Origin of the sequence: Streptomyces scabichelini (assembly GCF_011045015.1) — a bacterium.
GTDB lineage: Bacteria > Actinomycetota > Actinomycetes > Streptomycetales > Streptomycetaceae > Streptomyces > Streptomyces scabichelini.
Genome location: NZ_JAAKZY010000003.1, coordinates 1 through 14,742, shown reverse-complemented (window position 1 = coordinate 14,742; position 14,742 = coordinate 1). Strand labels below are relative to the sequence as shown.

Annotated in this window: 15 protein-coding genes; 6 read left to right on the top strand and 9 right to left on the bottom strand. The window is 69.9% G+C overall.

Annotated features, from left to right (window positions below):
- Positions 1-20: 20 nt before the first annotated feature.
- On the top strand, positions 21-641 hold the full coding sequence (locus G5C60_RS01465; protein ID WP_165254302.1) for a TetR/AcrR family transcriptional regulator: 621 nt from the start codon (positions 21-23) through the stop codon (positions 639-641).
- A gap of 141 nt (positions 642-782) precedes the next feature.
- On the opposite strand, the gene G5C60_RS01460 is transcribed toward G5C60_RS01465, so the two are convergent.
- On the bottom strand, positions 783-1,469 hold the full coding sequence (locus G5C60_RS01460) for a TetR/AcrR family transcriptional regulator (protein WP_165254301.1): 687 nt from the start codon (positions 1,467-1,469) through the stop codon (positions 783-785).
- 196 nt (positions 1,470-1,665) lie between these two features.
- Here G5C60_RS01460 and G5C60_RS01455 point away from each other — a divergent pair, with 196 nt between their 5' ends.
- Complete coding sequence (locus G5C60_RS01455; RefSeq protein ID WP_165254300.1) at positions 1,666-2,529, top strand: SDR family oxidoreductase; 864 nt, start codon at positions 1,666-1,668, stop codon at positions 2,527-2,529.
- A gap of 128 nt (positions 2,530-2,657) precedes the next feature.
- On the opposite strand, the gene G5C60_RS01450 is transcribed toward G5C60_RS01455, so the two are convergent.
- From G5C60_RS01450 to G5C60_RS01435, 4 genes are all read right to left on the bottom strand, one after another.
- Complete coding sequence (locus G5C60_RS01450) at positions 2,658-4,202, bottom strand: 2-oxo acid dehydrogenase subunit E2 (protein WP_338145645.1); 1,545 nt, start codon at positions 4,200-4,202, stop codon at positions 2,658-2,660.
- Positions 4,199-5,224, bottom strand: a complete 1,026-nt coding sequence (locus G5C60_RS01445; protein WP_165254299.1) for an alpha-ketoacid dehydrogenase subunit beta — start codon at positions 5,222-5,224, stop codon at positions 4,199-4,201. Before G5C60_RS01445 ends, G5C60_RS01450 begins: the two co-directional genes overlap by 4 nt.
- Before the next feature lie 5 nt (positions 5,225-5,229).
- On the bottom strand, positions 5,230-6,249 hold the full coding sequence (locus G5C60_RS01440) for a thiamine pyrophosphate-dependent dehydrogenase E1 component subunit alpha (RefSeq protein WP_241266406.1): 1,020 nt from the start codon (positions 6,247-6,249) through the stop codon (positions 5,230-5,232).
- Positions 6,250-6,354: 105 nt separating this feature from the next.
- Positions 6,355-6,858, bottom strand: coding sequence for a VOC family protein (locus tag G5C60_RS01435; RefSeq protein ID WP_338145644.1), 504 nt, complete (start codon positions 6,856-6,858; stop codon positions 6,355-6,357).
- 249 nt (positions 6,859-7,107) lie between these two features.
- Here G5C60_RS01435 and G5C60_RS01430 point away from each other — a divergent pair, with 249 nt between their 5' ends.
- From G5C60_RS01430 to G5C60_RS01415, 4 genes are all read left to right on the top strand, one after another.
- Positions 7,108-8,373 carry an aromatic ring-hydroxylating oxygenase subunit alpha gene (locus G5C60_RS01430; RefSeq protein WP_338145643.1) on the top strand — a complete coding sequence of 422 codons (1,266 nt, stop codon included), beginning with the start codon at positions 7,108-7,110 and terminating at the stop codon, positions 8,371-8,373.
- Between the two features lie 29 nt (positions 8,374-8,402).
- Complete coding sequence (locus G5C60_RS01425) at positions 8,403-9,194, top strand: SDR family NAD(P)-dependent oxidoreductase (RefSeq protein ID WP_165254298.1); 792 nt, start codon at positions 8,403-8,405, stop codon at positions 9,192-9,194.
- Positions 9,191-10,963 (top strand): PEP-utilizing enzyme, encoded by a 1,773-nt coding sequence (locus G5C60_RS01420; protein WP_338145642.1) that lies wholly within the window; start codon positions 9,191-9,193, stop codon positions 10,961-10,963. The genes G5C60_RS01425 and G5C60_RS01420 overlap by 4 nt, the downstream gene beginning before the upstream one ends.
- 70 nt (positions 10,964-11,033) lie before the next feature.
- Positions 11,034-11,372, top strand: a complete 339-nt coding sequence (locus G5C60_RS01415) for a putative quinol monooxygenase (RefSeq protein WP_338145641.1) — start codon at positions 11,034-11,036, stop codon at positions 11,370-11,372.
- A gap of 83 nt (positions 11,373-11,455) precedes the next feature.
- Here the strand turns inward: G5C60_RS01415 and G5C60_RS01410 are convergent, their stop codons facing one another.
- The 4 genes from G5C60_RS01410 to G5C60_RS01395 are packed head-to-tail and all read right to left on the bottom strand — an operon-like array spanning position 11,456 to position 14,430.
- Positions 11,456-12,487 carry an NADP-dependent oxidoreductase gene (locus tag G5C60_RS01410; RefSeq protein WP_338145640.1) on the bottom strand — a complete coding sequence of 344 codons (1,032 nt, stop codon included), beginning with the start codon at positions 12,485-12,487 and terminating at the stop codon, positions 11,456-11,458.
- Between the two features lie 4 nt (positions 12,488-12,491).
- A complete protein-coding gene (locus G5C60_RS01405; protein ID WP_165254295.1) occupies positions 12,492-12,707 on the bottom strand; it encodes a transposase in 216 nt (71 codons plus the stop codon).
- A gap of 5 nt (positions 12,708-12,712) precedes the next feature.
- Entirely contained in the window at positions 12,713-13,027 is a 315-nt protein-coding gene (locus G5C60_RS01400; RefSeq protein ID WP_165254294.1) for a 2Fe-2S iron-sulfur cluster-binding protein, read from the bottom strand.
- A 2-nt stretch (positions 13,028-13,029) separates the two neighbouring features.
- Positions 13,030-14,430: an aromatic ring-hydroxylating oxygenase subunit alpha gene (locus tag G5C60_RS01395; RefSeq protein ID WP_165254293.1), complete on the bottom strand. Its 1,401-nt coding sequence runs from the start codon at positions 14,428-14,430 to the stop codon at positions 13,030-13,032.
- Positions 14,431-14,742 lie beyond the last annotated feature (312 nt).

Here is a 14,742-nt window from a genome sequence, read left to right as displayed (position 1 = left end):
AGCCCGGCATACTTGACACCATGACTACATCCGGAACCCGCGCAGCTCACCGCCCTTCGCGCAGGCAGTGGGTGATCGAGGCAGCCACCGAGCTGTTCGCCACCCAGCCGCCGGACGAAGTGACGGTGGCCGACATCGCCGCGCGGGCGGAGATGACGTCGGCCGCGGTGTACTACCACTTCTCCTCCAAGGACCAGGTCCTCGTGGAGGGTATGCGGGTGTTCGCCGCCGCGCTGCGCGAGCAGCTGGAGAAACTGACGGAGGCGCACGAGCCCGGTTCGGGCATCGGTCCTGCGGTCACAGGGCTGGTGGCCTGGCTGGGCGAACACCGGTCCGCCGCGACCGTGTTCTTCGTGTCCTCGGCCGGCATGAGCCAGGAGGCGGAGGCCCTGCGCCACGAGATCCGTACGCAACTGCTGGACGAACTGGTGGGGCTGGTCCGGAAGGTCCGTCAGCCGGTCACGGACGCGGAGGCGGCGGTGGTCGGGGTGGGTGTGCTGGCGCTGCTGGAGACCGCGGCGATCTCGCAGGTCCGGGGGGATGACGTCTACCGCTCCCTCGGGCACCGCTCCTTCATCCGCGAGATCGGCCGTCTCGCGGAGCAGATCACCGACCCGGCGGACGAGCAGCGGCCTGCCTGAGCGCTCCGCTGGAAGGGCGGTCACGAACCTGCGGGCCGGTGGGGGCTGGTCGTGCCCACGCGGCGGAGCCGCATATTGATACAGCCCCGCGCCCCTTACGGGGCGCGATACCGCACCGGACTTAACCAAGGCCGCGCCGGATCAGCGTTGCAGCCACTCGTCGAGAAGCGCGGCTTCAGCCTTGCTGAGGCTGGGCAGTTCGGGCAGGACCGTGCGGAAGGCCGCAACGACGGCCGCCGGGTCCTCGGTGGGGACGGCGGGCCCGTCCACGAGGATGGCGCGGGCGATCGCCTCGAAGGCGGCATCGGCCAACTGTGGGTCGCTTTGCCCTGGCGGCAGGGTCAGCAGGGTGTGGACGGTTCCGACCCCCGCCGAGCGGATGAGGTTGACGGCGCGTTCCTCGCTCACCCGAAGCCGCCCGGCGGCGGCGATTCTGTGCACCCGCTCGGCAAGGACCAGCACACCCTTGACCTGTGCCGGGGTGTCGCGTGCGCGAGCCGGGTCGAGCAACAGGCCGTAGACGTACGGGTTGGCCAGGCCGAAGCTGATCTGCGTGTTCCATCCGGCGCGGAGGTCTTCTACAGGGTCGTCCGAGGGCGCGCTGGTCTGCTTGCTCGCCACATGTTCGGTGAAGACATGCTCCGCGGCGGCATCCAGCAGGTCGTCCTTGTCCTGGAAGAAGCGGTAGAGAGCAGGAGGCTGCAGCCCGGCCTGCTGGGCCACGCGGCGCGTGGTCACCGCGGCCGGCCCCTGGTCGCGCAGCAGGCCGGCCGCGGCCTTCACGATGCGGTCCCGAGTGATGTCCCGCCGCTGCGTGTTCGGTGCCATGGAGACGATGGTATCGCCCAGGCGTGACAGGCGTTGTTATCGGCGATACCGCCAACTCTCTGTTGTACGTCTTGCATGAAACTGCTGGCATTCATGAGCAAGCCCCGGACGAACGCATTCTGTTGCAACCAACGGAATTATCAGTGTTACCGTAATCTGAGTTCCGTTGGAAACATCCTCAGATTGGGAGTCACCGATGCTGATCGTCACGGGAGCCACCGGCCACCTCGGGGCCTTGATCGTCAACCGCCTGCTGGATCGGGTACCGGCCGACAGGATCGGCGTCAGTGTGCGCGATGTGAGCAAGGCCGCCGACCTCGCCGAGCGCGGCGTCCGGGTCCGGGCGGGAGACTTCACCGAACCCGACAGTCTGAAGCACGCCTTCGAAGGTGCCGAGCGCCTCCTGGTCGTCTCCACAGCCATCCGGGGCGGCGGCGCGGTGACCGCCAACACCGCGGCGATCGACGCGGCACGGGAAGCGGGCGCCCGACGCATCCTGTACACCAGCCACCAGGCCGCCTCTCCCACGTCGCTCTTCCCGCCGCAGAAGGTCCACGCGGCCACCGAGGAACACCTCAAGCAGCAAGAAGTCCCCTACACCGCCCTGCGCAACGGGTTCTACACCTCCACCTTGGGCTACTACATCGGCGCGGCGCTGGAGACCGGCACGCTCGCCGTGCCGCAGGACGGCCCGGTGTCCTGGACGGCCCACGAGGACCTGGCAGAAGCCGCGGCCGTCGCTCTGACCGAAGACGGAGCTCTCGAAGGCATCACGCCGCCGCTGACAGCCACCCACACGCTGGACTTCGCCGACGTCGCCGGAATACTCAGCCGCATCACCGGCCGGACCATCACCCGAGTCGTCATGGACGACGACGAGTGGATCTCCGCAGCAGTCGCCGGCGGGATGCCGCGGCCGGCTGCGGAGTTCACCTTGACGATGTTCGCTGCATCGCGCAACGGCGAGTTCAAGGCCACCGATCCCACGCTGGAAGCCACCATCGGCCATCCTGCGAAGACCGTCCACGAGGTCTTGGAGGGCGTCGTACGCTCCCGGTAACCACTGGAGAGCCGCGCCCGCCGACCGCATAGGGGTACGGCCGACGGGCGCGGGGTCGGGGTGGGGTCGGTCGTGCCCCTATGCGGTCGGGGTCGGGCAAAACCGGGTCCCGAGACGGAGACGCGGACTCAGATCAGGAGCCGCAGGGGTGTGCGCAGCAGCGCACCGACCGTGCGCAGATACTCGGCCGCCGGCGCCCCGTCCACGGCACGGTGGTCGAAAGTGAGGCTCAGGGTGAGCACTTGCGTCCGCCGCGGCTGGTCGTCCACCCAGTCGACGCCGTCCCTGAGCCGGCCCACTCCGAGGATGGCGACGTTGCCGGGGTTGACCACGGGGGTGAAGAAGTCGACGCCGTAGCCGCCCAGTGAGGTGACGGTGAAGGTGGCGCCTTCCATCTGCGCCGGGGAGATGCGGCCGGCGCGGGCACTCTCGGCCAGTTCCCTGGACCGCGCGGCCAGATCGGGCAGCGGAAGAGCGGCGGCGTCCTCGATCACGGGGACGAGCAGGCCGCCCGGCACCGCGACCGCGAACCCGACGTTGATGTCCTCGAAGAGATGGATGCCGTCCTCGAGCACCCCCGCGTTGAGCAGCGGGTGTTCACGCAGCGCCAGGGCGGCGGCCTTCACGAGGAAGTCGTTGAGACTGGGCACCTGCAACTCGCTGTCGGCCCACTCCTGCTTGAGCTGGGCCCGCAGTGCGACGACGGCGTCCATCCGCACTTCGTAACCGTGCGTCAGCTGCGCCATCTCCTGGAGGCTGGCGTGCATCCTGCGGGCGATGGTGCCGCGCATTCCGGTGAGCGGGAGGACGTCGCCGGGCATCGGTGCCTTGGACCGCGAGGCGCTGCGGCCCCCGGGGGCGGGAGCGTGTTCCGGCACGGGCGGAACCTGCGGAGCGAAGGCCTCGATGTCGGCCCGGCGGACCCGTCCGCCCAGCCCGGTGCCGGGCACCTCGCCGAGGTCGATTCCACGCTCCTTCGCCAGGCGGCGCACCAGCGGGGAGACCGGTACCACCGCGCCGTCGGACGGGCCGGCCGGCGCCTGCGTCCCGAGGTCGCCGGTCGCAGCGGGCGCGGCGGCGAGGGCGAGCAGGTACTCCTCCACGTCCTCGGAGACGATCCGGCCTCCGGGCCCGGTGCCGCGTACGGCGGTGAGGTCCACGCCGGATTCTGCGGCCACCCGCCGGGCGTTCGGGGAGGCGAGGAGCCGCCCGCCGACGCCGGTCGGAGCCGTCGTGCCGTTGAGGCCGACGGTGGTGCGGTCGGCACCACCGGTGCCGTTGAGGCCCGCCGGCCCGGGAGAAGAGGGCGCTGCGGGCGAGGCACCTTCGGGCGCGGACACCGAGGCGCCTGCGGCCACTGGCACCGGGGCACCGTTCGCCCCGGGCCCGGCAGGCAACGGCGTGCCCCCCGGGCCTGGCGGCTGCTCGCCTTCGGCCAGCAGCCAGCCGATGAGTGCCCCCGCCGGGACGGTCGCCCCGGCCGGGACCACGGGGTGGAACACTCCCCCGGCCTCCGCCTCGACATCGACGTCGACCTTGTCGGTGGCCAGCCGCACCAGCGGGTCGCCCTCGGAGACGGCGGTGCCCGTCGGCACCAGCCACTCGTCGATCGTGCCCTCCTGCATGGTCAGGCCGATCTTCGGCAGCAGAACCTCGACCGCCACTTCGGTCACGACCTTTCGAGGAGACGACGGCAGCCCTGCGCGATGCGGGCGTGGTCGGGGACGTACGCCTTCTCCAGCACCGGGGAGAACGGCACCGGGGAGAAGGGCGCGCCGATTCGCAGGATGGGGGCGTCCAGGTAGTCGAAGGCCGCGTCCTGGATCTGGGCGGCGATCTCCCCGCCGAGCCCGCCGAAGGTGACGGCCTCATGCACGACGAGGGCCCGGTTGGTGCGTCGGACCGAGGCGATCATGGTCTCGGTGTCCAGGGGCTGCACGGTACGCGGGTCGATCACCTCGACCTCGATGCCCTCGGCGGCGAGTTCGTCGGCCGCCGCGAGGGCTTCGCCCACCATGCGGCCCAGGGCGATGACGGTGACGTCGGAGCCCTGCCGTGCGGTGTGGGCCTGGCCCAGGGGGATGCCGTAGATCGGCTCGGGCACCACGCTCTTGCTGCCCAGCAGGACCTTGTTCAGCATCACGACGACCGGGTTGTCGTCCCGGATCGCCGAGACGGTCAGGCCCTTGGCGGTGTACGCGTCGCACGGCATCACGACCTTGAGGCCGGGCACGTGGGCGAGCCAGGCCTCCAGGCTCTGGCTGTGCTGGGCGGCGGCGCCGAGGCCCGCGCCGGAAGCTGTGGTGATGGTGAGCGGCACCGACACGGAGCCGCCGAACATGTACTTCATCTTGGCGGCCTGGTTGACGATCTGGTCCAGGCAGACACCGATGAAGTCCATGAACATCAGGTCGACGACGGGACGCAGGCCCCGGGCGGCGGCCCCCACGCCCAGGCCGACGAGCGCGGCCTCGGAGATCGGGGTGTCGATCATGCGGCGGGGGCCGAACTCGTCGAGCAGGTTGTCGAACATGCGGAAGACGCCGCCGTACCCGGCCACGTCCTCGCCGGCGACGAAGACGTTCTCGTCCTCGCGCATGGCCTGCGCCAGGCCCTCGTTGAAGGCCTTGACATAGGTGAGCTTGCGGTCGGTGCCCTCCGGGGCGGCGGCCGGTGCTTCGGTGATGGTGGTCATCGCGGTCACCCCGAGTAGACGTTGAGCAGCAGGTCAGCGGTATCGGGCAGCGGGCTGGCCTCGGCGTACGCGATGGCCTCGGCGATCTCGTCGCGGGTGCGCTGCCAGGTGTCGTCCAGTTCCGCGCGGGTGGCGGTGCCGTCGGCGACGGCACGGGCCTCCAGCAGGTCGATCGGGTCGCGGGCCTTCCACTCCTCGACCTCCTCGTCCGAGCGGTAGGGGTGACGCAGTCCCTTGACGCCCTGGTGGTCGTAGAAGCGGTAGGTCTTGGCCTCGATCATCATCGGGCCCTCGCCCGCCCGGGCCCGTTCGACGGCCTCGACGGCGGCGCGGTGGACGGCGACCGCGTCCATGCCGTCGACGATCACGCTGGGCATGCCATAGGCGGCGGCCCGGTCGGCGACGTCGGTGACCAGCATGTGCTTCGACTGCGGGGTGAACTCGGCGTAGCCGTTGTTCTCGCAGATGAACAGGACCGGCAGGCGCAGGATCGCGGCCATGTTGGCGCCCTCGTGGAAGGCGCCGATGTTGGTGGCGCCGTCACCGAAGAAGGTGGCGGCGATGTTGTCCTCGCCGCGGTACTGGGCGGCGAAGGCCGCGCCGACTGCGATCGGGACGCCGGCGCCGACGATGCCGTTGGCGCCCAGCATGCCGAGGCTGACGTCGTTGATGTGCATGCTTCCGCCGCGGCCGAGGCAGGCGCCGGTGACGCGGCCGTACAGCTCGGCGTACATGTGCTTGAAGCTGACGCCCTTCGCGACGGCGTGCCCGTGTCCCCGGTGGGTGGAGGTGATCTGGTCGTCGTCGCGCAGTGCCGCCATCACCCCCGCGGCCACGGCTTCCTGGCCGACGTAGAGGTGCAGGAAGCCGGGCAGCTTGCCGGCCTCCATGAGTTTTCCCGCCTCGGTCTCGAACAGCCGGATGCGCACCATGCGCTCGTGCAGATCCCTGACGACCTGCGCGGATACCTGGTTCGCGGCCGGATCGGCCGACTTCTTCGATGCCCTTTGAGCCCTTTGAGCCATCGTCCGCCCCTTCGCCCCGAGCGAGGTGTTCCCAGCAATCGGACTTTGTTGTGTCGGTCTACAGTAACCAGCACGGGGCACCTTACTGAACAGGTTCTCTAATTACTACGCCTCGGACCGACCCGGCTCCGGATGGCGTCCGCGCCCGTCGACGAGCTCCAGCGCATTGCCCTCCGGATCCGCCCAGAAGCTGATCCGGCGGCCGCGCGCCTCGACGACGACCGGGTCCGAGAGCGGCCGGGCACCTCCGGCCGCCAGAGCCGTCACGACCGGGTCCATGTCGTCCAGATGGAAGGTGAGATACGACAGCCCCCGGCGCCCGGTCAGCGGCAGAGCCGACTGAATGGGAGTCGCGGCGAACTGAGGCCGGATCAGCTTGACGCGCCCCCCGGAGGGCACCTGAAGCCAGACGACGAGCAGCTCGCCGCCCAGCCCTGCCGGGGTGCCGATGGATGCCGGAATGAGAGAGCGGTGCACTTCGAAGCAGCCGAGCACCTCGCCGTAGAAGCGCGCCATCAGACCCAGGTCGCGCACGACGACACCGACCTCGAACGGCTCGGTCATGCGCGCCCGCGCCACGGACACCGGATCGACCCCGTCGTCGGCCACCACACCGCCTCCCTGTCGAGTGTGCGGCCATCACACCCCCGCAACTGGAGCCGGTCAATAGAAAGATCACCTCACGTCTGGACCTTTTTGTCCCGGGCGAAGGCGATGTGACCTGCGGGTCATCGAGCGGCCACTTCCTCACTTTCTATTGACAGAGAACACTTACCCCTGTTGTCGTGTCGCTCACAGCCCAGCTGCCGCATCCGAAGCCCTTCCCAAGCTCGCGGCTGGAAGGATTGTGAGGACATCGTGGTCCAGACCAGTTCCCCGGAGATCGGGGCGGCCGACGCCGATCGTCAGCCGCCCCCGGCGCCGGAATACAACTCGTGGATCGGCCAGGACCGCTCCACCGACGCCGCGGGCATCGCCATGCGGCGGGAGGCGGCCGAGCTCGTCGAGCGTGTCATGAAGCACTACCGTGACAACACGACGCACGAGGCCGAGGACCAGTGGACGGAACCCGTCGCCAACTACCTCGACGCCGATCGCTGGCAGCGCGAGACGGACGCCGTCCACCGGAGTGTCCCGCTGCCGCTCGCGATGTCCTGCGAACTTCCCGGGCCGGGCACCTACAAGGCCCTGGACGTGCTCGGCATCCCTGTTCTGATCACCCGGGACCGGCAGGGCGTCGTCCACGCGATGATCAACGCCTGCCGCCACCGCGGCGCCCAGCTCGTCGAACCGGGATGCGGTGTGTCCAAGCGGATCACCTGCCCGTATCACTCCTGGTCCTACGACCTGGCCGGGGAACTGCGCGGCGTGTACGCCGAGAAGACCTTCGGTGATGTGCCGCGTGAGGGACGCAGCCTGGTGCGGCTTCCCGCCGGTGAGCGCGCCGGGATCGTCTTCGTGTCGCTCGACCCGGCCGCCGAGCACGACCTGGACGCCTGGCTGGGAGATCTTCAGCCGCTGCTCGAGGGGCTCCGCTTCGCGGACTGCCACCACTACGCGAGCCGTGAGCTGCTCAGCCCCAACTGGAAGGTCACCCTCGACGGGTACCTGGAGACGTACCACTTCGCCTCGCTGCACCCGAAGACGGTCTTCGAGACGAACTTCTCCAACATGATGGCCCACGACACCTGGGGCCCCCACCAGCGTCTCGCGGCTGCACTGCGGCCCATCGCCGACGTGGTGGACGTGCCGGCCGACCAGCGTGACCCCGGTGACCTCGTCGGAGCCATCTACTGGCTCTTCCCAGGCCTTGCCATCGCGGGCACCTGGCGCAACAAGATCGCCGTCTCCATCGTGATCCCGCGTTCGGCCACCGAGTCGGTGACCCAGCAGATCATCCTGCTGCGCGAGCCGGCCGTCACCGAGGAGGAGCGCCAGGCCGCCGACCAGTTCGGCGAGTGGTTCTACGAGGTGGTCCGCGACGAGGACTACGCGACCACCTACGGCGTCCAGCGGGGCCTGAAGGCGCTGAACGGCACCGACTTCGTCTTCGGACGCAACGAGCCCGGACTCCAGCACTTCCACCGCACCATTCACAGCCTCTTGGACGCAGCGTCCAAGTGACTAACTCACAGCACTCGCAGGAGAACAGCATGGTGGCTACGGGCAGCCTCGACGGACGTGTCGCGGTGATCACGGGCAGCACGCGCAGCATCGGACGGGCCATCGCCGAGGCCTTCCTGGCCCAGGGCGCCACGGTCGTCATCAGCGGCCGCTCCGAGCTCAAGGGCAAGCAGGCCCTGGAGGAGATCGGCGCCGGGGACCGGGCGGTCTTCCACCCCTGCGACGCCAATCGCCAGGAGGACATCGAGGGCCTCGCGGACTTCGCCGCGGAGCGCTTCGGCCGGCTCGACATCTGGGTCAACAACGTCGGCGGCACCTCGGGCTTCGCGCCCGTGCACCAGCTCAGCGACGAGGCCTGGCACAACGCCCTCAACCTGAACCTCAACGCCTACTTCTACGGCACCCGGAGGGCGCTGCCGAAGATGCTGGAGGGCGGCTGGGGCCGCATCATCAACATCTCCTCCGTCGAGGGCAAGCAGGCCAACAAGCCGGCGATCAGCCACTACATCACCAACAAGCACGCCATCCACGGCCTGACCAAGGCGACCGCCTTCGAGTACGGCACCCAGGGCATCACCTGCAACGCCATCTGCCCCGGTGCCGTCGACACCGACCTGATGCGGGAAGCCGGTCCGGCCGCGGCCGAGGCCGAGGGCATCTCGTACGAGGAGTGGCTGGGCCGGTTCGCCGAGCACGCCGCCACCAAGAAGATCACCACCGTGGAGCAGATCGCGGGCGTCGCCTCGCTGCTCGCGAGTGACGCAGGCGCGGGCATCACGGGCACGCTGATCAGCGTCGACGGCGGAACGTCGCAGTGGTGAGCGAGGGAACGGACGGCGGGAGCCCCATCGCCATGAAGCACTGGATCACCGACTGGCAGCGCAGCGAGCGACTGCCCCACTACACCCGGGCCAACGCGGGCGAGACCCTGCCGGACCCGGCCAGCCCGCTGGGCTGGAGCCTGGTCTGGGGGCGCGGTCTGCAGGGCTGGCGCCGCGGCTTCGTCGAGTTCGGCATCTACCGCGGCGACGAGATCACCGGCCCCCGGCCTCCGTTCGTGGGGATCTTCGGCGGCTACTTCTACCTCAACCTGTCGCACCTGCGGCTGTTCGGCATCCGTATGGGGCAGACCGCGGCCGATATCGACGCGGCCTTCGTCGGCCAGCGCTCGGACACACCGGCGTACGTGGCCCACCCCGACGACCAGGACGCGGAGCTGACGGCCAAGGCCACGGCGACGCTCCAGCGGATGCTCGGCCAGGCCGACTACCCGGAGGGCGACGCCGACCATGAGCGGCTGCGCCGGATCCGGCACGGGCGCCCCGGCCTGGCGGCTCTGTCCGACGCCGAGCTGGTGGCGTACGCCCGCTCGCTGCTGGACGAGGTGGAGATCACCTTCCAGCGGCATGTCGAGTCCTCGCTGCCCGCGTCGGTCGGACCGGCGATCCTCGGCCCGCTGTGCGCGAGCGTCGACCGTCCCGGCGCGATGCTCGACCTCATCGGCGGCCTTGGCGACGTGGACTCGGCCTCTCCGTCGACCGGCCTGTGGACGCTGTCGCGCCAGGTGGCGGCCTCGGCGGAGCTGACGGCTCTGTTCGACCAGGGCCCGGCCGCGGTGGAGCAGGCCCTCGCAGGGGCGACCGGAGACGTCAAGGCGTTCCGGGACTCCTTCGACGAGTTCCTGGCCGAGTCCGGCGACCGCGGTCCCAACGAGTGGGACATCCACGCGCTGTCCTGGGAGGCGGCGCCGGTCCAGGCGCTGGCCCTGGTGGACCGTATCCGGCAGAGCTCCGACGACAACTCCCCGGCCGAGCGGCATCGCAAGCTGACGGAGCGCCGTACGGAGATCGCCGCTGAGATCCGAGCCGCCCTTCCGGAGGGCTCACAGCCGATGTTCGACGCCGGGATGCACGCTTCCCAGGTGTGGATCCCGGCCCGCGAGCGGACCAAGGCGAACTGTGTGACCGTCATCAACGAGATCCGGATGGCGGTACGGGAGCTCGGCCGCCGCGGGGTCGAAGCGGGCCGCATCGCGAAGCCCGAGGACGTGATGATGCTGCTGGACACCGAACTCGACGACTATGTCGCCGACCCAGGCCGTTTCGGACCGGTCATCGCCCAGCGGCTCGAGGAGTACGCCGGACTCGGCGCGCTGGAACCGCCGTTCTTCATCGCGGAGGACGCCCAGACCGAGATCGACGCGTGGCCGCGACGCACCGACGAGGGAATCGCGGCCGCGACCGAGGCCGATGTGCTCACGGGTGTCGGCGGCAGCCACGGCACGTACACCGGCAGGGTGCGCGTGGTCAGCGACCCGGCCTCGTGCGAGGCACTGGAGCCGGGCGAGGTACTGGTGGCGCCGATCACCGACGCGGCCTGGACGCCGCTGTTCCTCGTCGCCGGAGCGGCCGTCGTGGACGTGGGCGCCCTCAACAGCCACGCCGTCGTGGTCTGCCGCGAGCTGGGCATCCCGGCGGTGATCTCCGTCGAGGGCGGCACACAGCGGCTGCGGGACGGCATGGTGATCACGGTCGACGGCACAAAGGGCACGGTCACCGTGGACAGCGTCCCGGCGGCACTCGGCATCTGAACGGCCGCGGGCCCGTCGCCCACCTGACAGGGGCGGCGGGCCCGCGGGCATGACCATGGAAAGGACCACCGTGTCACAGGACATGACCGCGGACAGCACCGCGGAGATCATCGTCTCCGGCTGGATGGACTACGAGCCCGGCGACCGCGACACGATGCTGGGCCATCTCGTGGAGCTGGGCCACCGGACCCGCGAGGACGAACCAGGCTGCCTGGACTACGCGATGACCGCCGACCCGACGGACGAGCGACGCATCCGCGTGTACGAGCGGTGGACCTCCCAGCAGGCGCTCGACGAGCACTTCACCACCGCGCACATCAAGGACTTCCGTGCTGCGGTGTCCGGGCTCACCCGGGAGGGCGTCAGTCTCCAGGTGCACACCGTGGCGGCGTCGCGCGACATGCGCTGAGGCACGCGGACGTCCGGACTCGGCAAAGAGTGGGGTGGCCCTGACACCAGGGCCACCCCACTCTTCCGTCGTCACGGTCCCGCCTACAGGGAACCGCCCAGCCTCACCAGCATCTTGCCGACATTGCCGCCGCCGAGCAGGGACAGCAGTGCACCCGCCGCGTTCTCCAGGCCGTCCACCACCGTCTCCCGGGCGACCACCTCACCCGAGCGCAGCCAGCCGGCGACCCGGCTCTCGAACTCCGGCCGCAGGTCCTCGTGGTCGCGGACGATGAAGCCGCGCAGGGTCAGCCGCTTGAGGACCGCCTGGATCAGCTGGTTGATGTCGGCGGACTGCCGGTCGCCGCCGAACTGCGACATCATGCCGCACAGGGCGACGCGGCCGCCGGGCCGCAGCGCGTGCAGCGCCGCGGCGAGCTGCCGGCCGCCCACGTTGTCGAAGTAGACGTCGATGCCCTCCGGCGCCATCTTGGCCAGCGCCTCCCGGACCGGCTCGGCGCGGTAGTCCGCGGCGGCGTCGTAGCCGAACTCCTTCACCAGCAGGGCACACTTGTCCGGCCCGCCGGCGGTCCCGATGACACGCTCCGCGCCCAGCATCCGGGCGAACTGCCCGGCGGCGCTGCCCACGGCCCCGGCCGCCGCCGAGACGAACACGGTGTCGCCGGGGCGGACTTCGGCGATCCGGGCCAGTCCGGCGTAGGCGGTGAAGCCGGTCTGTCCGAGAAGGCCCAACCAGGTCGGCAGGGGCGCGAGTCCGGGGTCGATGCGCCCGGCGCCGTCGGTGGCCGTGGCGTCGAGGACGGCCCGTTCCCGCCAGCCGAGCTGATGGCGTACGAAGGTGCCGGCCGGCACCGACGCACAACGGCTCTCCTCCACGACACCCAACGCCCGGCCGTCCAGCGGCGAGCCGGGCGTGAAGTTGTGGGTGTAGTGCTTCTCGGTGCTCTCCAGCCGGCCGCGCATCGAGGGGTCGACGCTCATGTAGAGGTTGCGGACGAGCAGTTGGTCCTCGCCGAGCGGTGGGAGCGGACGCTCCTCGATCGCGAAGTCGCCGGGGACCGGCTCTCCGTCCGGGCGGCGCAGCAGGCAGACCGTCCGAGTGGTGCGGGCTGTCACCGGCTCAGTCCTCGGGATGCGGTGCGGATCGCCGCTGGGCGAGGCGGCCCACCCAGCCGGCCATCTGGAGGTCGGCATGGCGCAGTTCGCCCGACTGCCAGCGGGCCTGGAAGTCGAAGATGCCCTGCGCGCCGGTCTTGGGGTCGGTCACCTCGACCAGTCCGTCCTCGGTGAGCCGGTACACATGCCCGGTCAGCGGATGGGTCACTTGCTTGGACACGGGGCTCACTCCTGCACTTGGCGGCGTACGCCGCGTTTGGTCACGGTCACCGGGCCGGCGACCCGCATCTGGCAGGCGAGCCGGGTCAGGCCGTCCACCGGCCGGCGGAGGGCCTGGATGCCCTCGCGCTCCAGCGGGCCCACGGGTGAGCAGTTGTCGGCGCCCTCGTCGACCTCCACGAAGCAGGTGCGGCAGGTGCCCTTGCCGCCGCAGACGGTGGGCCAGCGGTAGCCGAGCCGCTGGGCGGCACTGAACAGGTCCTCGCCGTCGCACACCTCCAGCTCGGCGCCGGAAGGCCTGACCGCCACACGGTGGGTCACGGTCACTTGTCCATCCACCGGTCGAGCGTCTGGTTGAAGTGACGGATGCGGCTCTCCTGGTAGTTGGCCAGGGTCAAGCCCGGCTTGCGCGTCGCCTTGAGGCCCTGCTGGACGTACGGCAGGTTCTCGCAGTCCTGGTCGAAGACCGGCCCGAGCAGCCCGAGTTCGGGGATGTCGGCGAAGAGCGTGTCCTCCGCCACCCACCGGATCTTGGCCGGCGGCGGCATCTCGGCGGACTTCGGCGCCGACATGAAGATGATCTCGGCGGTGCAGGAGTCGGGGTCGAGACCGTTGGGCCTGAACCGGTAGATGATGTTGGACTTGGCTCCGCCCCACGGGTTGAAGTTGGGGAACAACAGGTAGTTGATGGCGTCCAGCAGCTCGCTGTCGGAGGTCCCTGAGAAGTCCTGGTCCGAGGTGGCCGCCAGCTGCTCCCGCATGCGGTCCGCGAGGACCTGGCGGGCGGTGCCGCCGGGCGGGATCTCGGGCAGCTCGCCCTCGGGCATCACCAGGTCCCGGCCCTGGGTCGACGCGTAGAAGGCGCGCGAGTAGTAGAACGTCTCCAGTACGTCCTCCTCCGTGACGGAGTCCGCCACGTGGGGGCTGGGGGCGCCCTGGATGTTGTGCATCCGGTTCCAGTTGGGCTGGTCCGCCATGACGTCGTACTGGGAGTTGGCGTCGGCGAGCCAGGGCAGCATCTGCGGGTGCGTGGCGATCACGTGGAAGGACTCGATGAACGCGTCCTGCGCGACCTTCCAGTTGCAGGGCAGCACCTTGGCGATGTGCAGCGACTTGTAGCGGTTCTCCAGCGGCCAGATGTAGTACTGGTCGAAGGTGCCCCGGTAGCTTTCGAAGGACTCCGCGTACGGGTCCATGTTGATGAAGACGAAGCCGCGCCAGGTGGCCACCTTGGCCTCCGGCAGCGCGAACTTCTCCGGGGTGACATGCGGGAAGTCCCAGGCGCAGGGCGGCGACTGCATCGTCCCGTCGAGGTTCCAGGCGAAGCCGTGGAAGGGGCAGCGGAACTCGGCGACGTTGCCCCCGCCGGTGCGCAGTTTGCGGCCCCGGTGCAGACAGGCGTTGACGAACGCGCGGATCTCGTCCGGTGCCGTGCGCACGATGATCAGTGAGTCGTTGCCGATCTCGTAGACCTCGTGGTCGCCGACCTCGGGGATCTCGCTCTCCAGACAGGCGAACTGCCAGACGCGGCGCCACACCTGTTCCATCTCGCGCTCGGCCCATTCGCGGGAGACGAAGCGTGTGACGTCGACGTCCTCGCTGCCGAGGTGGTCGTTGTGCTCGTACCTCAGCGCAGGGGGAACCGGCCGGCTGTCCCGGTCGAGGTAATCCTGGACGCTGGGCCCGGGGCACCGTGCCGTGACCGACTCCGACGATCCGTCCATCTTCACTCCTCCGGCAGAAACTATAGATGGAGTGTAGTTACTGATCGCGTGCCGGAGCAACAGCTGTGACGGCACCCGACAGCCCGTTGTCCGAGGTATGGAGAAATTCCGGCGCCGGGCCTCGAATTTATTGCGACTGCCCCCTCCCCAAGCCGGTTGCGGCGTGTCACACTCCGACGCACTCGAGACTGTAGTACCTCACAAGTTTCTACGTCCGGGAACACAGCCTGCACCTGTTCCCGCCAAGCGCCGCACGGTCATGCCGTCGGCCACCGCGCCGCCCCTCCCCCCTCGACGGCGACCGCCATGGCC

Bases quoted from the DNA above. Each gene is read 5' to 3' on its own strand.
- G5C60_RS01395 (WP_165254293.1), bottom strand. From the start codon at position 14,430: ATGGACGGATCGTCGGAGTCGGTCACGGCACGGTGCCCCGGGCCCAGC.
- G5C60_RS01440 (WP_241266406.1), bottom strand. From the start codon at position 6,249: ATGGCTCAAAGGGCTCAAAGGGCATCGAAGAAGTCGGCCGATCCGGCC.
- G5C60_RS01460 (WP_165254301.1), bottom strand. From the start codon at position 1,469: ATGGCACCGAACACGCAGCGGCGGGACATCACTCGGGACCGCATCGTG.
- G5C60_RS01455 (WP_165254300.1), top strand. From the start codon at position 1,666: ATGCTGATCGTCACGGGAGCCACCGGCCACCTCGGGGCCTTGATCGTC.
- G5C60_RS01465 (WP_165254302.1), top strand. From the start codon at position 21: ATGACTACATCCGGAACCCGCGCAGCTCACCGCCCTTCGCGCAGGCAG.
- G5C60_RS01445 (WP_165254299.1), bottom strand. From the start codon at position 5,224: ATGACCACCATCACCGAAGCACCGGCCGCCGCCCCGGAGGGCACCGAC.
- G5C60_RS01425 (WP_165254298.1), top strand. From the start codon at position 8,403: ATGGTGGCTACGGGCAGCCTCGACGGACGTGTCGCGGTGATCACGGGC.